This is a genomic window from Streptomyces echinatus (assembly GCF_014203595.1).
GTDB classification, from domain to species: domain Bacteria; phylum Actinomycetota; class Actinomycetes; order Streptomycetales; family Streptomycetaceae; genus Streptomyces; species Streptomyces echinatus.
On record NZ_JACHJK010000012.1, the window covers coordinates 231,669 to 252,566 of the forward strand.

Here is a 20,898-nt window from a genome sequence, read left to right on the forward strand (position 1 = left end):
CGATCACGACCGTTGCGTGACGGCGATGCAGACGAGCACGGCGACGGCGGTCAGGGGAGCGGCCGCCGTGAAGTGCTCGCCCAGCAGCAGCGCCGACCACACCAGTGTGAGCAGGGGCTGAGCCAACTGCAACTGGCTGGCCCGCGGGATGCCGATGGCCGCCATCCCGCGGTACCAGACGACCAGTCCCAGGAACTGCGAGCCGAGCGCCACCCACAGCAGTCCGGCGATGCCGTGCCCGGTGAGGTGCACCGGCTCGTGGGCGAGCGCCACCGCGGCGGCCGGCACGCTGAGCGGCAGGCACAGCACCAGCGCCCACCCGATGACCTGCCAGCCCGGCATGACGCGGGCCAGCCGGCCGCCCTCGGTGTACCCGGCGGCGCACACCAGCAGGGCCGCGAAGAGGTACCCGTCGGCGACGGTGAGCGCGCCGCCGCTCTGGCCGAGGGTGAAGGCGATGACGGCCACCGCGCCCGCCACGGCCGCCAGCCAGAACCGGCGGGAGGGCCGGGCGCCGGTGCGCAGGGCCGAGAACACGGCGGTGGTCAGCGGCAGCAGGCCCACCACGACGGCCGCGTGGGCGGTGGTGGACGTCTCCAGGGCGAGCGTGGTCAGCATCGGGAAGCCCAGCACCACTCCGGCGGCGACCACGGCCAGCCCGGCGAGTTGGCGCCGCGCCGGGAGCCGGACCCGGAGAGCGAGCAGACAGCCGCCGGCCACCAGGGCGGCGAGCACCCCGCGCACCGCCACCAGGGACCAGGGGCCGAAGCTCTCCAGCCCCCAGGCGGTCGACGGGAAGGTCAGCGAGAAGGCGATCACGCCGAGGAGGGCCTGGACGGTACCGAGGCTCCGGGACTCCCGGGGAGCGGGGACCGCTATCGAGTTAGCGGTAGTAGCGCTACTCTGTGTTCTCATGCAACAGCGTAGCAGTGTGGGGGAACTGGCAGATAAGCTCCGGCGGGAAGTGGACCGCTACTCTCCTGGTGGAAAGCTCCCGTCGAGTCGTGCGCTGGTCGAGCGGTTCCGGGTGAGCCCGGTGACCGTCTCCCGCGCCCTCGCGCAGCTCGCCGCCGAAGGCCTGGTGGTCACCCGGCCGGGCGCCGGTGCCTTCCGGGCCCACCCGCACCCGGCGGAGCCCCCCGCCGGGGACACGTCCTGGCAGGAGGTCACGCTGAGCGCCGACGGCGCCGCCGACCTCGTACCGCGCACGGTGGACGCCTCGGGCGTCGCGGTGTCGCTGTCCGTGCCGCCGCCCGGCGTGCTGGAGTTCAGCGGCGGCTATCTGCACCCCTCCCTGCAGCCGGAGCGGGCCATGGCGGCGGCCCTGGCCCGGGCCGGGCGGCGGCCCGGTGCCTGGGGGAGGCCGCCCCTCGAGGGGCTGCCGGAGCTGCGGGAGTGGTTCGCGCGCGGGATCGGCGGTGCCGTCACGGCCGCCGAGGTGCTGATCGCGGCGGGCGGCCAGGCGGCGCTGGCCACCGCGCTGCGCGCGCTCGCCCCGCCCGGTGCCCCGGTGCTCGTGGAGTCGCCCACCTACCCGGGCATGCTGGCCCTGGCCCGCGCGGCCGGGCTGCGGCCCGTCCCGGTGCCCGTGGACCCCGACGGGGTGCGCCCCGACCTCCTCGCGGACGCCTTCCACGCCACCGGCGCCCGGGTCTTCGTGTGCCAGCCGCTGTTCCAGAACCCGACCGGTGCCGTGCTGGCCCCCGGCCGGCGCGGCGAGGTGCTGCGCATCGCCCGCGAGGCCGGTGCGTTCGTCGTCGAGGACGACTTCGTCCGCCGGCTCGTGCACGCCGACGCGGGGCCGCTGCCCCGCCCGCTGGCCGCCGACGACCCGGACGGCGTGGTGGTCCACGTCGGCTCGCTGACCAAGGCGACCTCGCCCAGCTTCCGGGTGAGTGCCCTGGCGGCGCACGGGCCGGTGCTGGAACGCCTGCGCGCCATCCAGGTCGTGGACAGCTTCTTCGTCCCGCGCCCGCTCCAGGAGGCGGCCCTGGAACTCGTCGGCTCCCCGGCCTGGCCCCGCCATCTGCGGGCGCTGTCGGCGGAACTGAAGGCCCGCCGCGACACCATGACGGGCGCGCTCGCCCGGCACCTGCCCGAACTCGCCCTGCCCCACATCCCGTCCGGCGGCTACCACCTGTGGCTGCGCCTGCCCGACGGCACCGGGGGCACCTCCCGGGCCTTCGGCTCCGGGGGAGAGGCCGCGCTGGCCGCGGCGGCCCTGCGCGCCGGCGTCGCCCTCACCCCGGGCCGCCCCTACTTCAGCGCCGAGCCTCCCGCCGCCCACATCCGGCTGAGCTTCGCGGCGGTGGCCGGCGCCGGGGAGATCGCGGAGGGGGTGCGACGGCTGCGGACGGCGTACGACGAGGCGGTGCGGGGGCCGGCCGGGGCGCTGTGAAGCCCGGACGGTGGGAAATCCGGTCGTCATGAAAGAGCCGGACCTGTGAGGATCACCGCATGACCGATGCACCCGACCTTCCCGAGGGGTACGAGTTCTCCGCCGACCCCGCCCGAGTCGACGTCGACCGCGTGTACGGCTGGCTGTCGGCCGACGCGTACTGGGCGATCGGGCGCCCCCGCCGGACGCACGAGCGGGCGATGGCGTCCTCGCTGAACTTCGGGGTCTACGCGGCCGCGTCCGGGGAGCAGGTGGCGTACGCGCGCGTGGTCACCGACCACGCGCTCTTCGCCTGGCTCGCCGATGTGTACGTCGACCCGTCCGCGCGCGGCAAGGGGCTCGGCACGTCGTTCGTCGCCCGCGTCCGAGACCACCTCGCGCCCCTCGGCCTGCGGCGGCTGGCGCTGGTGACGGCGGACGCGCACGGGGTGTACGAGAAGCTGGGCTTCGAGCCGCTGGACCGGCCCGACCAGTGGATGGTGCACACCTTCGGGCAAGCGGCCGGTGAGTGATCGCACGCCCCGCGTAACCGCGGGGTGACAGCCCTTGACCTGCCTCCCGGCACGGCTCACCATCACCGCATGCCACTGAGGGTGTCGTTCGTCGCAGCCGCGCGCAGTGCCCCGCTGCTCGCGGAGCGCTTCGAGGACGACCGGCCGCTGGACCAGGCCGGCTGGGACGAGGTGCAGCGCGCCGCCGGGGACCTGCTGCCGCTGGCCGCGGCCGAGCTGCGCTACTGCTCGCCGACCCCGCGCAGCCGGGCCACGGGCGACGCCCTCGGGTACGCCCCGCTGGTCCAGCTCGCGCTGCGGGACTGCGACATGGGCCGCTGGCGCGGGCTGACGCTGGGCGAGGCCATGGCCCGCGAACCGCAGGCGGTGGACTCCTGGCTCGCCGACCCCCGCTCCACCCCGCACGGCGGCGAGTCCCTGCTGGCGTTCATCTCCCGGGTCGGCGGCTGGCTGGACACCCGGCCGGTGGACGACGGCGGCCGGATCGTCGCGGTGGCCGAGCCCGCGGTGATCCGGGCGGCCCTGGTCTACGCCCTGAAGGCGCCGCCCTCGACCTACTGGAACCTCGACGTCCGCCCGCTCTCCACGACGACGGTCACCGGCCGCTCCGGCCGCTGGAACCTCCGCTTCGACGGGGTGCGGACTCAGTCCTCGCGCACGTAGCCGGTGGTGAGGAGGAGGTCCTTCGCCGGGCCGCCGACCCGCCACCGCGTGTGCCAGTGGCCGGCGTCCCGCACGGTGAACTCGCCCCGGTAGAGGTCGGCCGCGCAGGGATGGTCGGTGACGTACCGCCCCGTGGCCAGGTCCAGCTCGTGGAAGAGGCGGCCGTCCGCGAACCGCACGTCCGCCCGGCTGGGGGTCGGTCCCGGCAGGAACCGCAGGGTCCGGGTGGCCGGCCGTGCCACGCCCCGCCAGGTGAAGGTCCCGGACTCCTCGTGCAGCAGCCCACCGCCGTCCAGCGGGCCGAAGACGGTCACCCCCGTGAAGTGCCCCTCGTCCCCGTTCGCCAGGTCCCGTACGTCCCGCTCCACCCGCCAGCGCCCGGCGAGGTGGGCCAGCACGTCCGGGACCGGCCAGAACTCGCCCATCGGTGCGCCTTTCGTATCGAGTGGCGGCCGTCCGCGGGGCCGCCCCGTCTTCACCGGCGTCGCCGGCCGGTTCACCTGTACCTTCTACCTTCCCGGCGACTCCGTCACATTCCTCCGGATCAGGCAGAGGCGGCCGGCGTCTCCCGCTCGGGCTGCTGCCCGACCGGCAGCAGCCCGCGTTCGGCGAAGACCTTCTTGGCGACGAAGGTGGCGTTCAGCGCCTTCGGCATGCCGCAGTAGACGGCGGAGTGCAGCAGGGCCTCCGTTATCTGCTCCGGCGTGAGGCCCACGTTCAGGGCCGCGTTCACATGCACGTCGAGCTGCGCCTCGCAGCCGCCCAGCGCGGTGAGCATGCCCAGGGTGACCAGCTGGCGGTCGCGGGGGGCGAGTCCGGGCCGGTCGTAGATCTCCCCGAAGGCCCAGGCGACGACCTGGTGGCCCAGCTCGGGGCTGATGTCGGCGAGCGAGTCGAGGACCCGCTGCCCGGCCTCGCCGTCGACCCTCTGCAGGACCTCCAGGCCGTGGGTGAAACGCTCGTCACGGGTGGTGCTGTGCTGGTTGCTCATGACGGAAACCGTAGGAGTTGGAGCACACTCCAACGCAAGCGCGGTCAGACGCCGAAGTACCGCTGGGCCGCCCGCACCCCCGCCACCAGCGCGTCGACCTCCTCCAGGGTGTTGTACACGTAGAAGCTCGCCCGGGTGGTCGCCGGGACGCCGTACCGCTTCGCGAGCGGCCGGGCGCAGTGGTGGCCGACGCGGACGGCCACGCCCCGCTCGTCCAGCACCTGGCCGACGTCGTGCGGGTGGATGCCGTCGACCGTGAAGGAGACGGCCGAGCCGCGGTCGGTGAGGTCCGCGGGGCCGACCACCCGGACCCCGGGCACCTCGGCGAGCAGCTCCAGGGCGCGGGCGGTGAGCGTGTCCTCGTACGCCGCGACCTCCGCCATGCCCAGCCGCTCCAAGTACTCCACCGCCGCCGCGAGCCCCACCGCCTGCGCGGTCATCGGCACGCCCGCCTCGAAGCGCTGCGGCGGCGGCAGGAAGGTGGTGCGGTCCATCTCCACCACCTCGATCATCGAGCCGCCGGTGAGGAAGGGCGGCAGGGCGGCGAGCGGCTCCGCGCGGCCCCACAGCACGCCGATGCCGTTCGGGCCGAGCATCTTGTGCCCGGAGAAGACGAGGAAGTCCGCGCCCAGCTCCCGCACGTCGACCGGGCGGTGCGGGACGGACTGGGCGCCGTCCACGACCACCAGCGCGCCGGCCGCACGGGCCCGGTCGGCGAGCTCGCGGACCGGGTTGAGCGTGCCGAGGACATTGGACTGGTGGGTGAGGGCGAGCACCCTGGTGCGCTCGTCCAGCAGCTCGTCCACCCGGGACAGGTCCAGCCGGCCCTCGTCGGTGAGGCCGAACCAGTCCAGCGTCGCGCCGGTCCGCTCGGCCAGCTGCTGCCAGGGGACCAGGTTCGCGTGGTGCTCCATCTCCGTCACCACGATCCGGTCCCCGGGGCCGAGCCGGCCCGCGCTGCCGAGCGCGTGGGCGACGAGGTTGATGCCCTCGGTGGCGTTCTTGGTGAACACCACCTCGTCGTCCGCGGCGCCGATGAACCGGGCGATCCTGTGCCGCGCGTCCTCGTACGCCTCCGTCGCCTCGCCCGCCAGCTGGTGCGCACCGCGGTGCACGGCCGCGTTGCGCGTGAGGTAGAAGTCCCGCTCCGCGTCCAGGACCGACAGGGGTTTCTGGGTGGTGGCCCCGGAGTCCAGGTAGACGAGCGGGGCGCCGCTCTCCACCGTCCGCTCCAGGATCGGGAAGTCCTTGCGCAGCGCGTCCACATCCAGGGCCACGGATCTCACCTCTCACGGTTTTGCAGCTCGTTCTCCGTGAGGCACGCTAAGCCTTCCTCACGGAGAAGCGCAAGAATTGCCGTGAGGACTCCCGGATATGATGGGGCCGTGGATCACGAGACACCCGTCTACCTGCACCAGCTCCCGGTCCCCGGGGAGGACCGGTACGCCTCGCTGGCCCTGGTCAACACGCGGTTCACCGTCAGCCACGGCCGCGTCGACCTGCTCGACGACACCGAGGCCGCGCACCTGTGGCTGGTCCGGCACGCCCTGCTGCCCGACCGGATCGCCCTGAACGGCAGACAGTCCGGCCGGCTGCGGACCCTGCGCGAGGCGCTGCGCGCCCTCTTCGCGGCCCGGGCCGCCGGCTCGCGGCCGCCCGCCGACGCCCTCGACACCCTGAACGCCGGCCTCGCCGCCGCACCCGCCACGCCCCGGCTGGCCTGGAGCGACGACGGCCCCCGCCGGGCCGCCGTCCCCGACTCCGGGAACCCGGCCGCCGCCGCGCTCTCCCTGCTCGCCGAGGACGCCACCGACCTGCTCACCGGTGCCGACGCGGCCCAGCTCACCGAGTGCGCCGCCCAGGGCTGCGCCCGCTGGTTCCTGCGCTCCCACGGTGCCCGCCGCTGGTGCACGACCAAGTGCGGCAACCGGGTCCGGGCGGCCCGGGCCTACGCGGCCCGCAAGGCCGGTTCACCCGAAAAACACCAGCCGGAAATCCAGAGTTCTCCGGCTCGTCATTAAATTCACGCGGTGTTTCCCGTACTCGCAGGAAGTTGCGTCACTTTCCGGTGCGCACACAACCATCCGGAAACGCTCTCCGTCTAAGTCGGCGAATAGATGGGGGGCACATTCTGTGAGGACCGCCGAAATGCATCGCGACACTCCACCGGGGGAACGTGGCAATGCCCGCGGGAACGCGTGGCGACACCCGGACGGGAACGGGGTGTGAAAGCGATATCGCGGCCGAGGCAGGCCGCCGCCCTGCTCGCCGCGGCCCTGACGGTCGTCGCCCTCTGCGCCTCGGACGTGCTCGCGCGCTGCTATCCCTTCGGCCCACGCACCCGCAGCGTCAACGACCTCGGCAACCAGTTCGTGCCCTTCCACGCCCACCTGTGGGACCTGCTGCACGGCAGGACCCAGGGCGGCCTCTACGTCAACTGGCAGTCCGGCTACGGCTCCAGCTTCCTGCCCGACCTAGGCACCTATCTCGGCAGCCCGTTCGCCCCGCTGGTCGTCCTCTTCCCCCGGGACGAGATCGACCTCGCGGTCTACGCGATCACCGTCCTGAAGATCGCCTCCGCCGCCGCGGCCATGGCCTGGCTGCTCCTCACCCTGCGCCCCGGCCGCTGGTGGGCGGCGGGGCTGCTCGGCTCCTCCTACGCGCTGTGCGGCTGGACCCTCGCCGACGCCGACTACAACCCCATGTGGCTCGACGGGCTGATCGCCCTGCCCCTGCTCTGCCTGGTCGGCGAGTGGGCGCTCGCCGGACGCCGGCGGCTGCCCGGGGTCCTGATCGTCGCCCTCGCCTGGACCGCCAACTTCTACACCGCCTACATGGCCACCCTCGGCGCCGCCCTGGTGCTGCTGCTCCGGCTCGTGCTCACCCGGCCGCCCCGGCGGCAGGCCCTCGCGGCGGCCGGCCGTGCCGTCCTCACCGTCACCCTCGGCGTGGGTCTCGCCGCCCCGCTGGTCACGGTCGTCTACTTCGGCACCCGGCACGCCTACCCCGGCCGGGTGAACACCTTCCGCCCGGTACCGGCCGAGGACGTGCTGGCCCGGCTGCTGCCGACGGCGTACGGCTGGGGCTCGCCGGCCCTCTACGTCGGTACCACCGCGCTGCTGCTGGCGCTCGCCCTGCCCTTCCACCGAGCGGTCCCCGGACGGGTCCGCGCGGGCTGGACGGCCCTGGTTGCCGCGGCGGTCCTGTCCCTCCAGTGGGCACCCACCCACCTGGTCTGGCACGCCTTCGCCACCCCGCAGGGCAGTCCCTACCGGCAGACCTTCGTGGTGTGCGGGCTGCTCGTCCTCGCCGCCTGGCAGGCACTGTCGTACGGCCCGCCGGACCTGCGGACCCTCGGTGCGGCGGCCGCGCTGCTCACCCTGATCAGCGTCCTCGCCGGGCGCAGCACGACCGTGCGGTTCTTCACCTGGCCGGTGCTGCTGCTCGCCGTCACCGGGGCGCTGGGCGGGCTCGTCCTGCTGGCCCGCGCCGGGCACCGCGGCGGACTCGCCGGGCTGGCCGTCCTCCTCCTGCTCGGCGGACAGATCGGGGAGAGCGCCGCCACCTCGGCCGTGGCCACCCGGCTGCGCCTCGCGCACATGGACGACTACGCGCCCTGGGGCGAACGGCACGAGCGGGAGTCGGCGCTGATCGCCGAGGCCGGCGACTGGCCCCGGTACCGCACCGACCCCGGCCGCGAGCAGACCACCGGCAACGACCCGCTCCTGATGGGCGGTCAGGGCGCCCAGTACTACAGCTCCCTGACCTCCGACGTCCTCAGCCGCACCCTGACCGCGCTCGGCGGTGGCTGGACCTCGCGCGGGCGCAGCGTGCAGAGCCTGGACAACGCCGTCATGGACGTGATCTTCTCCGTCGGCGCCCGCGTGCACTCCCCGCCGGACCAGCACCAGAGGCACGCGCCGCCGGCCGAGCACCCCGCGGGCGTGACCCGGCGGGACGTGCCGCCCCTGGTGACGGTGCGGCCCGCCCCGGACCCGCGCCCGTTCGGCGCCTCGCCCTTCCGCAACCAGGAGATGCTCCTCGGCGCCCGCGTCTACACCGTGGCCCGCGTCGCCGTGCGGGACGACTCCGGCGAGCCGCTGCCGTCGCGCCGGGTCGGCTCCGGGAACGCCCTGACCCGGCCGACGATCACCGCCCGCTGCCCGGCGGGGACCCAGGTGCACCTGTGGGCCCCGCACTACGCCGGCACCGCCCGGCTCGCCGGCGGCCCCACCGCGTACTTCAACTCCAGGCTCGCGCGCAACCGCGCGGCCATGGAGCCGCTCGGCACGGCCCCCGCCTCCGGGCGGCTGCGGATCCGGCTGACCCCGTCCCGGCCCGGCAGCGTCCCGCCCGACGCGATCGGCTGCCTCGACACCGGCCGGCTGCGCGCCGCCGCCGCGCACCTGAAGGCCACCGGCGCCACGGAGGTGACCGTCTCCGACGGCACCGTGCACGCCCGGCTGCCCGCGGGGAGCAAGGGGATCGCGGTCCTCGCCGCGCCCCGGATCGCCGGCTGGCGGTGCGCGGCGGGCGACGGCCCGGCCCGGCCCGCGGGGGACTACCACGGCCTGATCGCCGTGCCCCTCGACGCCACCTCGACCAGTCTGACCTGCACCTTCCGTCCACCCGGGCTGCGGCTGGGCGCGGCGGTCGGGGCCGGCTCACTGCTGACCCTCGTCCTGCTCACCGTCCTCGCCGCCGTCCGCCGCCGGCGCGTCCCGGCGCCGCCCACGACCACGTCACCGCGCGAGCGCGTGACCGCCGCTGCCTGACCGCGCCCAGGGGGGCCCACCATGCTGATATCGATCGTCGCGCCCTGCTACAACGAGGAAGACGTCGTCGCCCGGTTCCACGAGGAGGTCCAGAAAGTCGCCGACGAACTGCTGCCCCTCGGCCACGACATGGAGTTCGTGTACGTGGACGACGGCAGCCGGGACCGTACCCTCGCCGTCCTGAGGCATCTGGCGGACCACGACCCGCGGGTGCGCTACGTCTCCTTCAGCCGCAACTTCGGCAAGGAGGCGGCCCTGCTCGCCGGTCTCCGGCACGCCTCCGGCGACTCGGTGATCGTGATGGACGCCGACCTGCAGCACCCGCCGCGGCTGATCAAGCGCATGGTCGAGCTGCGCGAACAGGGCCACGACCAGGTCATCGCCAAGCGCACCCGCACCGGCGACCGGCTCACCCGGACCGTCACCGCCCGCCTGTACTACCGGCTCGTCAACCGGCTGGTTGATGTCGAGCTCGCCGACGGAGTGGGGGACTTCCGGCTCCTGTCGCGCCGGGTGGTGGACGCGGTGCTGGCCCTGACCGAGTACAACCGCTTCTCCAAGGGCCTGTTCGCCTGGGTGGGCTTCCCGAGCACCACCTTCGAGTACCAGAACGCCGTGCGCGAGGCCGGCCGCAGTTCCTGGAACCTGCGCGGCCTGCTCAACTACGGCCTCGACGGCCTGCTGTCCTTCAACAACCGCCCGCTGCGCGCCGCGCTCTGGCTCGGCATGGGACTGCTGCTGTGTGCGAGCCTGTACACCGCCTGGATCGTGGGCGCCGCGCTCGTCAACGGCGTCCAGACGCCGGGCTATGTGACCATCATCACCGCCGTCACCGCCCTCGCGGGCGTCCAGATGGTCATGCTGGGAGTCATCGGGGAGTACACCGGCCGCATCTACTACGAGGTGAAGGGGCGTCCGCACTTCCTGGTGAAGGCGACCAATGTGGAACGGACGAAAGATCTCATCCCTTGATGCCGAATCGTGCGATGTCGCGGCAGATTCTCACCTTCGCCGCGGTCGGTGTGGTCAACACGGCGACCTACTACTGTCTTTACCTGCTTTTTCTCACTGCTTTTCCATATCTGGTCGCACACGTCGTCGCATTTGTGCTCAGCATGATCGGATCCTTTTTCCTGAACGCGCGCTTCACCTACCGGACGCGTCCCACCCTGCGTAAATTCCTGCTGTTCCCGCTGACCAACGTCAGCAACTTCGTGATCACGACGGCGGGGGTGTACCTGATCGTCGACGTCCTGCACGCCGGCAGCCGCTTCGCCCCGCTCCTCGCCTCCGCCGCGGCCATCCCCGTCACCTTCGTCGTGTCCCGCTGGGTGATGCTCCCCGGTGCGGAGAGCGGGTCGATCGCATAGTCGTTGCATAAACGTGCAGCGATACGTATAGTCATGCCATCCAGAGGAGGGTGGACATGGCAGTACGTGCGGCGGTGGCCGGAGCGAGCGGGTACGCGGGCGGAGAGCTCCTGCGCCTGCTCCTCGCGCACCCCGAGACCGAGATCGGCACCCTGACCGGCCACACCAACGCCGGCCAGCGGCTCGGCGCGATCCAGCCGCATCTGCTGCCGCTGGCCGACCGCGTGCTGGCCGAGACCACGCCCGAGGCGCTGGCAGGCCACGACGTGGTCTTCCTCGCGCTGCCGCACGGACAGTCCGCCGCCGTCGCCGAGCGGCTCGGCCCCGACGTGCTCGTGATCGACATGGGCGCCGACTTCCGGCTGAAGGACCCGGCCGACTGGGAGACGTTCTACGGCTCCCCGCACGCCGGCACCTGGCCCTACGGCCTCCCCGAACTTCCGGGTGCCCGCGCGGCGCTGGAGGGGGCCAAGCGCATCGCGGTGCCCGGTTGCTACCCCACCGCCGTCTCCCTCGCCCTGTACCCGGCGTACGCGGCCGGCCTGGCCGCCCCCGAGGCGGTGATCGTCGCCGCGTCCGGCACCTCCGGCGCGGGCAAGGCGCCCAAGCCGCACCTGCTCGGCAGCGAGGTCATGGGCTCCATGTCGCCGTACGGCGTCGGCGGCGGCCACCGGCACACCCCCGAGATGATCCAGAACCTCAGCGCGGCGGCGGGCGAGCGGGTCGCGGTGTCCTTCACGCCCACGCTCGCGCCGATGCCGCGCGGGATCCTGGCCACGTGCAGCGCCGCGGCCGCCGACGGGGTGACGGCCGACTCCGTCCGCGCCGCCTACGAGAAGGCGTACGCCGACGAGCCGTTCGTCCACCTGCTCCCCGAGGGCCGGTGGCCCGCCACGGCGTCCGTCCACGGTTCCAACGCCGTTCAGCTGCAGGTCGCGTACGACGCCGCCGTGGGCCGCATCATCGCGATCAGCGCCATCGACAACCTGACCAAGGGCACCGCGGGCGGTGCCGTCCAGAGCATGAACATCGCCCTGGGTCTCCCGGAGACCACGGGACTTTCCACGATCGGAGTCGCACCGTGAGCGTCACGGCAGCCAAGGGATTCACGGCGGCGGGCATCGCCGCCGGGATCAAGGAGAACGGCAACCCCGACCTGGCCCTCGTGGTCAACGACGGGCCGCGCCGTGCCGCCGCGGGCGTCTTCACCTCCAACCGCGTGAAGGCCGCGCCGGTCCTCTGGTCCGAGCAGGTCCTCAAGAGCGGCCAGGTCTCGGCCGTCGTCCTGAACTCCGGCGGTGCCAACGCCTGTACCGGCCCGAAGGGCTTCCAGGACACCCACGCCACCGCCGAGAAGGCCGCCGAGGCGCTCGGCCGCGGCGCCGTCGAGATCGCCGTCTGCTCCACCGGGCTCATCGGCGTCCTGCTGCCCATGGACAAGCTGCTCCCGGGCATCGAGACGGCCGCCGCCCAGCTCTCCGAGCACGGCGGCGAGAAGGCCGCCATCGCCATCAAGACCACCGACACCGTCCACAAGACCTCCGTCGTGGCGAAGAACGGCTGGACCGTCGGCGGCATGGCCAAGGGCGCCGGCATGCTCGCCCCCGGCCTCGCCACCATGCTCGTCGTCCTCACCACCGACGCCGACCTGGACAACGACGCACTGGACACCGCCCTGCGCGCCGCCACCGAGGTCACCTTCGACCGGGTCGACTCCGACGGCTGCATGTCCACCAACGACACCGTGCTGCTGCTCGCCTCCGGCGCCTCCGGCATCACGCCCGGCCACGAGGAGTTCGCCGACGCCGTACGCCAGGTCTGCGACGACCTCGGCCGGCAGCTCATCCGGGACGCCGAGGGCGCCAGCAAGGACATCAAGGTCGAGGTGGTCAACGCCGCGACCGAGGAGGACGCTGTCGAGGTGGGCCGCTGCATCGCCCGCAACAACCTCCTCAAGTGCGCGATCCACGGCGAGGACCCCAACTGGGGCCGCGTGCTCTCCGCGATCGGCACCACGCGGGCCGCCTTCGAGCCGGACCAGCTCAACGTCGCCATCAACGGCGTCTGGGTCTGCAAGAACGGCTCCGTCGGCGAGGACCGCGAGCTGGTCGACATGCGCTACCGCGAGGTCCACATCGTCGCCGACCTCGCCGCGGGCACCGAGACCGCGACCATCTGGACCAACGACCTGACCGCCGACTACGTCCACGAGAACAGCGCCTACTCCTCATGAGCGACTCTCCCAAAAGCGGAACGACGCGGAAACACACGGCACTGCCCAAGGCGCAGATCCTCATCGAGGCGCTGCCCTGGCTGACCCGGCACCACGGCAAGATCGTCGTCATCAAGTTCGGCGGCAACGCCATGGTGAACGAGGAACTGAAGGCCGCCTTCGCCCAGGACGTCGTCTTCCTGCGGCACGCCGGCCTCAAGCCGGTCGTCGTACACGGCGGCGGCCCCCAGATCAGCGCCGCCCTCGACAAGCACGGCATCGTCAGCGAGTTCAAGGCCGGCCTGCGCGTCACCACCGAGGACGCCATGGACGTCGTACGGATGGTGCTCGCCGGGCAGGTGCAGCGCGAACTGGTCGGCCTGCTCAACCAGCACGGCCCGCTCGCCGTCGGCCTCACCGGCGAGGACGCGCACACCATCACCGCGACCAGGCACACCCCCGAGATCGACGGGGAACGGGTCGACATCGGGCGGGTCGGCGAGATCACCGCGATCGACACGGGCGCGATCGAGGCCCTGCTCGCCGACGGCCGCATCCCGGTCGTCTCCTCGATCGCCCGCAGTCAGGACGACGGACATGTCTACAACGTCAATGCTGATACGGCGGCTGCGGCACTCGCTGCGGCACTGGGCGCCGAAACCCTCATGGTCCTCACCGACGTCGAGGGCCTCTACGAGGACTGGCCGAACTCCGACGAGGTGATCAGCCGCCTCACCGCGGCCCAGCTGGAGAAGCTGCTGCCGGACCTGAGCTCCGGCATGGCGCCGAAGATGGAGGGCTGCCTGCACGCCGTGCGAGGCGGCGTGACGACGGCCCGCGTCATCGACGGCCGGGTCCAGCACTCGATCCTGCTGGAGATCTTCACCGATGAAGGCATCGGCACGATGGTCGTGCCCGACGAGCACCAGGGGGAAGCGCAGTGACCGGCAACCAGGAGCTGACCCAGCGGTGGCAGGGCGCCCTCATGGACAACTACGGCACCCCGCGCCTCCCCCTCGTCCGGGGCGAGGGCGCCCGGGTGTGGGACGCCGAGGGCCGGGAGTACCTGGACTTCGTCGGCGGCATCGCCACCAACGCGCTCGGTCACGCCCACCCCGCCGTCGTGGCGGCCGTCAGCACGCAGATCGCCTCCCTCGGCCACGTCTCCAACCTCTTCATGGCCGAGCCCACCGTCGCCCTCGCCGAACGGCTCCTGACGCTCTTCGGGCGCGAGGGCCGGGTCTTCTTCTGCAACTCCGGCGCCGAGGCGAACGAGGCCGCCTTCAAGATCGGCCGGCTCACCGGGCGCACCCACATGGTCGCCACCGACGGCGGCTTCCACGGCCGCACGATGGGCGCCCTCGCGCTCACCGGCCAGCCCGCCAAGCAGGACCCCTTCCGGCCGCTGCCCGGCGACGTCACCCACGTCCCCTACGGCGACGCGCAGGCACTGGCCGCCGCCGTCACCGAGGAGACGGCCCTGGTGGTCATCGAGCCGGTCCAGGGGGAGAACGGCGTGGTCGTGCCCCCGGCCGGCTATCTCAAGGCGGCCCGCGCGATCACCGCCGCCACCGGCGCGCTGCTGGTCCTGGACGAGGTGCAGACCGGCATCGGCCGGACCGGCACCTGGTTCGAGTACCAGGCGCACGAGGGCGTGCTGCCCGACGTCGTCACCCTCGCCAAGCAGCTGGGCGGCGGACTGCCGCTCGGCGCGACCGTGGCCTTCGGCCGGGCCGCCGAGCTGCTCCGGCCGGGCCACCACGGGACCACCTTCGGCGGCAACCCCGTCGCCTGCGCCGCCGGACTCGCCGTGCTCGACACCATCGAGGGCGAGGGCCTGCTGGGCAACGTCAAGCGGCAGGGCGAGAGGTTGCGTGAAGGAATCGAGGCCCTGAACCACCCGTTGATCGATTATGTCCGGGGTGCGGGCCTGCTCCTGGGTATCGTGCTCACCGGGCCCCGCGCGCCGCAGGTGCAGCAGGCGGCCCAGGAGGCCGGGTTCCTGGTGAACGCGCCCGCCCCCGACGTCGTACGGCTCATGCCGCCGCTGAATCTCCGCGACGACGAGGCGGGCGCGCTGCTCCAGGCGCTGCCCGGCATCCTCGACGCAGCGAACGGGGACGGACGATCCGGGGAATGAGACGACGATGAGCGAGGCGCAGGACCACGAGCAGGCCCAGGGAGCCGGGCCCGCCGTACCGCAGACCCGCACCGCACGGCACCGCCGGATCGTGGACATCCTCAACCGGCAGCCGGTGCGGTCGCAGAGCCAGCTGGCCAAACTGCTCGCCGACGACGGGCTGAACGTCACGCAGGCGACGCTCAGCCGGGATCTCGACGAGCTGAACGCGGTGAAGATCCGCAACAACGACGGCGACCTGATCTACGCGGTGCCGAGCGAGGGCGGATTCCGTACCCCGCGGGCGCCGCTGGGGGAGTCGGCGAAAGAGGAGCGGATGCGGCGCCTGTCGCAGGAACTGCTCATCTCCGCGGAGGCCTCGGCGAACCTGGTGGTCCTGCGGACCCCGCCCGGGGCCGCGCAGTTCCTGGCCTCCGCCATCGACCAGGCGGAGCTGCACGACATCCTCGGCACGATCGCGGGCGACGACACGTTGCTGCTGATCAGCCGGGATCCGACCGGGGGCCAGGCGCTGGCGGACCACCTGCTGCGGCTGGCGCAGAACGGCCACTGACCCGCATGCGGGGCCCGGTCCGCCGACGGAGAATGTCCATGTGATCTTCCGCGGCGGGCGGACAGGCGGGCGGGCAATCCCCTGGTGGCCGCCGAACGTATACAGAGGTGTGTCGGGCTCACGGTTCCCCGTCGGCCGTCTCCCGGACGAGGCTCTGCTCTCCGGGCTGGCCACCGGCGATCCGGAGCTCGCCGTGATCTTCGTCCGGAGGTTCCAGCACCGGGTCTTCGGGGTCGCCATGGCCGTCACCAGGGACCCGCAGCTCGCCGAGGACGTCGCCCAGCAGACGTTCGAGCGTGCGTGGCGGCACGCCCAGATCTACGACCCGCGCCGCGGCTCGGTGATGACCTGGCTGACCACCATCGCGCACAACCTGGCCGTCGACGCCGTCCGAGCGCGGCGGACCGAGCCGATGGCGCCCGAGGACCTGGAGGAACTCCTCGGCGTCGTCACCGAGACCCCCGAGCGGTGGGCGCTGGCCGACGAGGCCTCCACCCAGCTCCGCGCCGCCCTGGCCCGCCTGCCGCGCGAACAGGCCCGGGCGGTGATGATGGCGGGCGTCTACGGCATGACGGCCCGGCAGGTCGCCGACGCGGAGCGGATACCGCTGGGCACCGCCAAGACGCGGATCAGGGCGGCGATGGCGAAACTCCGGGCCGTCGTCGCGTCTTTGGAGCGAGGCGACCATGTCCAGTGACCCCACCTGCGACACGCTGCGGGAGGTCGGCGCCGAACTGGCGCTGGGCGTGCTGCCCGGCCGGGAGCGGGCCGAGGCGGTCGCCCATCTGGACCGCTGCGCCGACTGCCGGGAGTACGTCCGGCAACTGACCCTCGTCGGCGACCGGCTGATCGGCCTGCTGCCCGACGGCGAGCCACCGCCCGGCTTCGACAACCGGGTGGCGCGCGGGCTGGCCCGGCAGGCGGCCCCGGCCGGGGGCCACCGGCGGGCCCGCGCCCCCGGCCCCGCGCACCAGGGCCTGCGGGTCCGCGCCCGGCGGGCCCGGCTGCGGCTCGCGGCGGCCGCCGCCGCGGCCGCCCTCGCCGTCGGGTTCGCCGGCTGGGCGGTCGGCACCGCCGTGCAGGACGTCACCGCCGCACCGCCGCCCGCCGTCGAGTCCGAGCCCGTGCTCGTCGGCGACATGACCCCGGCCGGGGGCGGCGCCGCGGTCGGCGAGATCTACGCCCACCCCGGCAGCCCCGCCTGGATCTTCGTGTCCGTCGCCCTCACCGGCCCCGGCACCCCGTACACCGGCGAGGTCACCTGTCTCCTGGAGCGCGGCGACGGCACGGACGTCCGCGTCGGCACGTTCCCCGTGCGCGACGGACGCGGCCACTGGGGTGCGGGCGTCGACGTCGATCTCACCCGGTTCTCCGGCGCCCGCCTGACCTCCGCCGACGGCACCGTCCTCGCCACCGCCCCCCTGCGGAAGGGACAGGTCCTGACCCCGGAGGAGTGAACCACCGCTCAGCCCAGCCGTGCCGCCAGACCGTCGGTGCAGCGCACCTCGTCCCCGGCGGTGATGAGCAGGGCCTCGACGTCCGGAAGCGACTCCAGCCATGCGAGCCCCGCCCGCGAGCCCATCGCGAACGCCGCCGTGGCCCAGCAGTCCGCCCAGGTGAGCCGGGGCCCCACCACCGTCACCGCCACCAGGTCCGTCACCGCGGGCCGGCCGGTGCGCGGATCCATGATGTGCGCCCCCCGTTCCGCCGTACCGGACGTCGCCACCGCCAGCTCCTCGGTGCCGGCCGCCGAGATCACCGCCGCCAGCCCGCCGGGCCGGAGCGGATCGGCCACTCCCACCCGCCAGGCCCGACGCGGCTCCGGCGCACCCAGCAGCTGTACGTCACCGCCGCCGTTGACGCTGACCCCGTGCACCCCCTCGACCTTCCCGACCGTCCGCGCCGCCCGCTCGGCCGCCCAGCCCTTGACGATGCCGGTGGGGTCCGGCGAGCCCTGGTACCGCGTGCTGAACCAGCCCTCGCTCACCCGCTCCGCCTCGGCCGCCAGCTCCAGCACCTCGGCCACCTCGGGAGCGCACCGCTCGACGCTCAGCTCGCCCCGCGCCAGCCGCGACACGTCGCTGTCCTCGCGGTACGTGCTGAACACCGCGTCCGCCCGGTGCAGCCCGGCGACGGCCTCGGCGAGCGCCTCCCGTACCGCGGCCGGTTCCCCGCCGCGGACGTCGAACGAGAAGACGGTCCCCATGACCTCCTCCGCGTGACGCGCCACCTCCGGAGCACTCGCCGGTTCGGCCACCGTGTCAGTCACCGGCCTGGTCCAGGGCCGACTGCAGCGACTGCCGGTAGCCGGTGCTGGTGTAGGTGGCCCCGGAGACGGCGTCGATGTCCGCGCTGCCCGCGGCCACCGCCGCCTGGTTGAGTCTCGGGATCGCGAGCTGGGTCTTCTGGTCGCTGAGGCCGCCCTTGGGTGCCTGGACCGCCTCCGCCTCGGTGATCTTCCCGGCGCTGACGGTGATCCGCACCTGGACCGGCCCGTACTGGGTCTGCGCCGCCTTCCCCGTGACGGTGCGCGCCTGCGCCGGGCCCGAGGAGCCCGCGGCCGGGCCGTCGGCGCCCGAAGCGGCCGGCTCCACCTTGTCCAGCGCGGACTGCAGCGACTTCTTGTAGCCCTCGCTCGTGTACGTCGCCCCGGACACCGAGTCGATGTCCGCGCTGCCCGCGGTCACCGCCGCCTGGTTGAGTCTCGGGATCGCGAGCTGGGTCTTCTGGTCGCTGAGGCCGCCCTTGGGTGCCTGGACCGCCTCCGCCTCGGTGATCTTCCCGGCGCTCACGGTCAGCCGTACCTGCACGGCCCCGTACTGCGTCTGCGCCGCGTCACCGGTCACGGTGCCGGAGCCGGCCCGGGCCCCGCCCTGCGGTCGCTGACCCGCCGTCTGCTGCGGGGCGGCGCCCGCCGCCGACGCCGTGGCCGGGTCCGACGCCGGCTTCAGCGACAGCAGCAGCACGACTGCGGACACGGTCGCGGCGCTCGCCAGCACGACCCGTCGGACGGGGTGGCTCTTCCTCATCGCTTTCGCAGCTCCGCTCACATCTCGAACGACTCGTGGTGGATACGGCGGGCGGGAACCCCCGCCCCGCGCAGTGCCTCGTACACCGACTGCGCGAACCCGGGCGGACCGCACATGAAGACGTCGTGCCGGTCGATGTCCGGGACCTTCCGCTGGAGGTTCTCCGCGGAGATGTCGGGGCGCTCGCCCTCGGGGCTGTTCACGGCGTACATCAGCCGGGCGCCCCGCTCCTCGGCGATCGCCGCCAGCTCGTCCCACAGCGCCAGGTCCTGGGTGGTGTTGGCCCGGTACAGGAGGGTGATGTCCCCGGCCGCCCCGGGCAGCGTCTCGAACAGCGCCCGCATTGGCGTGATGCCCACCCCGCCCGCGACCAGCAGCACCTTGCCGCGGCTGCGGCGCTGCGCGGTGAGCGCGCCGTACGGGCCCTCCGCCCACACCCGGGTTCCGGGCGTCAGCTCCCGCAGCCGGGCGCTGTGGTCACCGATCGCCTTCACCGTGATCCGCAGCATGCCGGGGCGCGGGGCGGCCGAGAGGGAGTACGGGTGCGAGCTGAAGCGCATGCCCGGGGCGAGGAAGCGCCAGCGGAAGAACTGGCCCGCCTCCGCGCCCATCCGGTGCAGCTTGTGCCCGCTGATCAGCACCGACACGATGCCGGGCGTCTCCTCGACCACCGCCTCCACGCGCATGCGGTGGCGGACGTTCAGCCGGATCGGGGTGAGGACGCGGTACCAGACCACCAGCGCGGTGACCGCGCCGTACAGGCCGTACCAGAAGGTCTTGGCGGCCGGCTCGACCGCGAAGTCGTTGCCGGTGCTGATCTGGTGCCAGAACGTCAGGAACACCGCCGCGTACGTCAGCAGGTGCACGTGGTACCAGGCGTCGTACGGCAGCCGGCGGCGGATCCCGCCGATCGACGACAGGCCGATGACCACGAACAGGCCGGTGCCGATCGCGGCCTTCCCCATGTCCGGCAGCTGTTCGACGGAGTCGACCGTCTGCTGGACGATGTCGCCGAGCGACTTGCCGGCCTGGCGCGCGTACCCCCACATGGTGAGGAAGACGTGCGCCACGATCAGGGACAGCGTGTACCGGCCGCTCATCGCGTGCCAGCGGGCCACCCGGTCGGAGCCGACCCGCCGTTCCAGCGCGGGGACGCGCGCCATCTGCAGCACGACCAGCGCCATCAGATAGCCCGCCAGCAGACCGGTGATCCGGCCCGCGTTGAGGATCCGGCCGGTGTCGTCGGCGATGGAGGGGGTGTTGTGCCACCACAGCCACAGCACGGCCACCGCGCCCGCCCAGACGGCGAGCAGCAGCGGGACGGCCGGGGAGCGGCGCGGGCGGATGCGGCGCATCGTCTGGCGGCGGGCGGCACGTCCGCCTGCGAGCGTGGTGGTCACGGTTCCTCCGGGGGGACTTGACCCTTGGCCCGTGAATACGTGCGGCGTCCGCCGAGTGTTCAGAGGCCGGCCGAGTCCGGAGCGGACGGAGGGACCGCTGGTGTGTGTGGGGGGCGGCCGCTTTCACCGTGCGGCCGCCCCCGGGCGGGTCAGTACCGGGTGAGCGCGGTTTCGCCGCTCTCCGTGCCGATCGCGATGTGCGGGTTCGTCTTCGGGTCGGTCCAGCCGAGGATCCGCTGCATCGCGTCCTCCGGCACCGACACGCACCCGGCCGTGGCGGCCTCCCCGTTGACGTGCAGGAAGATGCCGGCGCCGCGTCCGCGGACCGGCTGCGCGTAGTTGAAGGCGACGACGAGGCCGTAGGCGTACTGCGCCTGGTAGTCGATCAGGTGCTCCGACTCGGCCGCGGCGCAGTCGGCCGGCAGGGGGTCGACCCAGCGGTTGTACGAGGCGGAGTCGTTGTCCTGGCACCACCAGGAGCTCTCCCGCACCGGGCGGTACGCGACCCGCGTCCCGGCCGGCGCCGTCTTGATCCCGAAGGCGAAGGGGAGCTCGTACAGCCCCGTCGGTGTCGTGTTCGTGCCCTGCTTCCGGGTGGTGCCCTCCACCAGCCCGTTGGACCCGAACCGGGCCGGCGCGGACCCGGCCTGGACCCACTGCCCGTCCCGGAGGTCCCACCAGCTGACCGTGCCCTCCGTGGAGCCGGTGTCCGGGGCCTGGGCGAGGATCAGCTGGCTGCCGCCGCCCGTGTCCGCCATCCCGGCCGGCAGCGGTGCCGGGCCGCGGCCCGGCGCGGCGCCGAGCAGGGCGAGGGAGGAGGCGGACACGAGGGCGAGGACCACACCGGGGCGCATG

General features: G+C 73.4%; 22 protein-coding genes. 14 read left to right on the top strand and 8 right to left on the bottom strand.

Annotation, left to right across the window (positions count from 1 at the left end; translation table 11 throughout):
• Positions 1-3: 3 nt before the first annotated feature.
• A complete protein-coding gene (locus FHS34_RS29925; RefSeq protein ID WP_184971109.1) occupies positions 4-915 on the bottom strand; it encodes a DMT family transporter in 912 nt (303 codons plus the stop codon).
• Between FHS34_RS29925 and FHS34_RS29930 the strand changes: the two genes are divergently transcribed.
• The 3 genes from FHS34_RS29930 to FHS34_RS29940 all read left to right on the top strand — a co-directional run bounded on the left by FHS34_RS29930 (position 914) and on the right by FHS34_RS29940 (position 3,573).
• A complete protein-coding gene (locus FHS34_RS29930) occupies positions 914-2,398 on the top strand; it encodes an aminotransferase-like domain-containing protein (RefSeq protein ID WP_184971111.1) in 1,485 nt (494 codons plus the stop codon). The genes FHS34_RS29925 and FHS34_RS29930 overlap by 2 nt on opposite strands.
• Before the next feature lie 59 nt (positions 2,399-2,457).
• Positions 2,458-2,910, top strand: a complete 453-nt coding sequence (locus tag FHS34_RS29935; RefSeq protein WP_184971113.1) for a GNAT family N-acetyltransferase — start codon at positions 2,458-2,460, stop codon at positions 2,908-2,910.
• Between the two features lie 69 nt (positions 2,911-2,979).
• Positions 2,980-3,573, top strand: coding sequence for a histidine phosphatase family protein (locus FHS34_RS29940; protein WP_184971115.1), 594 nt, complete (start codon positions 2,980-2,982; stop codon positions 3,571-3,573).
• Here the strand turns inward: FHS34_RS29940 and FHS34_RS29945 are convergent.
• The 3 genes from FHS34_RS29945 to FHS34_RS29955 all read right to left on the bottom strand — a co-directional run bounded on the left by FHS34_RS29945 (position 3,555) and on the right by FHS34_RS29955 (position 5,841).
• Positions 3,555-3,998 (bottom strand): DUF6314 family protein, encoded by a 444-nt coding sequence (locus FHS34_RS29945; protein WP_184971117.1) that lies wholly within the window; start codon positions 3,996-3,998, stop codon positions 3,555-3,557. The two genes, FHS34_RS29940 and FHS34_RS29945, sit on opposite strands and share 19 nt — an antisense overlap.
• 119 nt (positions 3,999-4,117) lie before the next feature.
• Positions 4,118-4,564, bottom strand: a complete 447-nt coding sequence (locus FHS34_RS29950) for a carboxymuconolactone decarboxylase family protein (RefSeq protein ID WP_184971119.1) — start codon at positions 4,562-4,564, stop codon at positions 4,118-4,120.
• Between the two features lie 44 nt (positions 4,565-4,608).
• A complete protein-coding gene (locus tag FHS34_RS29955) occupies positions 4,609-5,841 on the bottom strand; it encodes a cysteine desulfurase (protein WP_184971121.1) in 1,233 nt (410 codons plus the stop codon).
• Positions 5,842-5,949: 108 nt separating this feature from the next.
• Here FHS34_RS29955 and FHS34_RS29960 point away from each other — a divergent pair, with 108 nt between their 5' ends.
• The 11 genes from FHS34_RS29960 to FHS34_RS30010 all read left to right on the top strand — a co-directional run bounded on the left by FHS34_RS29960 (position 5,950) and on the right by FHS34_RS30010 (position 17,071).
• A complete protein-coding gene (locus FHS34_RS29960; protein WP_184971123.1) occupies positions 5,950-6,585 on the top strand; it encodes an ABATE domain-containing protein in 636 nt (211 codons plus the stop codon).
• A gap of 204 nt (positions 6,586-6,789) precedes the next feature.
• Entirely contained in the window at positions 6,790-9,339 is a 2,550-nt protein-coding gene (locus FHS34_RS29965; RefSeq protein ID WP_184971125.1) for a YfhO family protein, read from the top strand.
• 21 nt (positions 9,340-9,360) lie between these two features.
• Positions 9,361-10,311 (top strand): glycosyltransferase family 2 protein, encoded by a 951-nt coding sequence (locus FHS34_RS29970; RefSeq protein ID WP_184971127.1) that lies wholly within the window; start codon positions 9,361-9,363, stop codon positions 10,309-10,311.
• The gene (locus FHS34_RS29975; protein WP_184971129.1) at positions 10,311-10,709 is read left to right on the top strand and encodes a GtrA family protein; all 399 of its coding nucleotides are present in this window, start codon (positions 10,311-10,313) and stop codon (positions 10,707-10,709) included. Before FHS34_RS29970 ends, FHS34_RS29975 begins: the two co-directional genes overlap by 1 nt.
• A 56-nt stretch (positions 10,710-10,765) precedes the next feature.
• The gene (argC, locus tag FHS34_RS29980) at positions 10,766-11,794 is read left to right on the top strand and encodes an N-acetyl-gamma-glutamyl-phosphate reductase (protein WP_184971131.1); all 1,029 of its coding nucleotides are present in this window, start codon (positions 10,766-10,768) and stop codon (positions 11,792-11,794) included.
• Complete coding sequence (gene argJ / locus FHS34_RS29985; RefSeq protein ID WP_184971133.1) at positions 11,791-12,942, top strand: bifunctional glutamate N-acetyltransferase/amino-acid acetyltransferase ArgJ; 1,152 nt, start codon at positions 11,791-11,793, stop codon at positions 12,940-12,942. The genes argC and argJ overlap by 4 nt, the downstream gene beginning before the upstream one ends.
• Entirely contained in the window at positions 12,939-13,865 is a 927-nt protein-coding gene (argB, locus tag FHS34_RS29990; RefSeq protein WP_184971136.1) for an acetylglutamate kinase, read from the top strand. The genes argJ and argB overlap by 4 nt, the downstream gene beginning before the upstream one ends.
• A complete protein-coding gene (locus tag FHS34_RS29995; RefSeq protein ID WP_184971137.1) occupies positions 13,862-15,061 on the top strand; it encodes an acetylornithine transaminase in 1,200 nt (399 codons plus the stop codon). Before argB ends, FHS34_RS29995 begins: the two co-directional genes overlap by 4 nt.
• A gap of 7 nt (positions 15,062-15,068) precedes the next feature.
• Positions 15,069-15,614, top strand: a complete 546-nt coding sequence (locus FHS34_RS30000) for an arginine repressor (RefSeq protein ID WP_184971139.1) — start codon at positions 15,069-15,071, stop codon at positions 15,612-15,614.
• A 109-nt stretch (positions 15,615-15,723) separates the two neighbouring features.
• The gene (locus FHS34_RS30005) at positions 15,724-16,311 is read left to right on the top strand and encodes an RNA polymerase sigma factor (protein WP_184971141.1); all 588 of its coding nucleotides are present in this window, start codon (positions 15,724-15,726) and stop codon (positions 16,309-16,311) included.
• The gene (locus FHS34_RS30010) at positions 16,301-17,071 is read left to right on the top strand and encodes a zf-HC2 domain-containing protein (protein ID WP_184971143.1); all 771 of its coding nucleotides are present in this window, start codon (positions 16,301-16,303) and stop codon (positions 17,069-17,071) included. The genes FHS34_RS30005 and FHS34_RS30010 overlap by 11 nt, the downstream gene beginning before the upstream one ends.
• An 8-nt stretch (positions 17,072-17,079) precedes the next feature.
• On the opposite strand, the gene FHS34_RS30015 is transcribed toward FHS34_RS30010, so the two are convergent.
• From FHS34_RS30015 to FHS34_RS30030, 4 genes are all read right to left on the bottom strand, one after another.
• Positions 17,080-17,820 carry an FAD:protein FMN transferase gene (locus FHS34_RS30015; RefSeq protein ID WP_221509629.1) on the bottom strand — a complete coding sequence of 247 codons (741 nt, stop codon included), beginning with the start codon at positions 17,818-17,820 and terminating at the stop codon, positions 17,080-17,082.
• Between the two features lie 55 nt (positions 17,821-17,875).
• Positions 17,876-18,643, bottom strand: a complete 768-nt coding sequence (locus FHS34_RS30020; protein WP_184971145.1) for an FMN-binding protein — start codon at positions 18,641-18,643, stop codon at positions 17,876-17,878.
• Between the two features lie 17 nt (positions 18,644-18,660).
• On the bottom strand, positions 18,661-20,043 hold the full coding sequence (locus FHS34_RS30025) for a ferredoxin reductase family protein (protein ID WP_184971147.1): 1,383 nt from the start codon (positions 20,041-20,043) through the stop codon (positions 18,661-18,663).
• 149 nt (positions 20,044-20,192) lie between these two features.
• Positions 20,193-20,897, bottom strand: a complete 705-nt coding sequence (locus FHS34_RS30030; RefSeq protein WP_184971149.1) for a L,D-transpeptidase family protein — start codon at positions 20,895-20,897, stop codon at positions 20,193-20,195.
• Position 20,898: the final 1 nt, after the last annotated feature.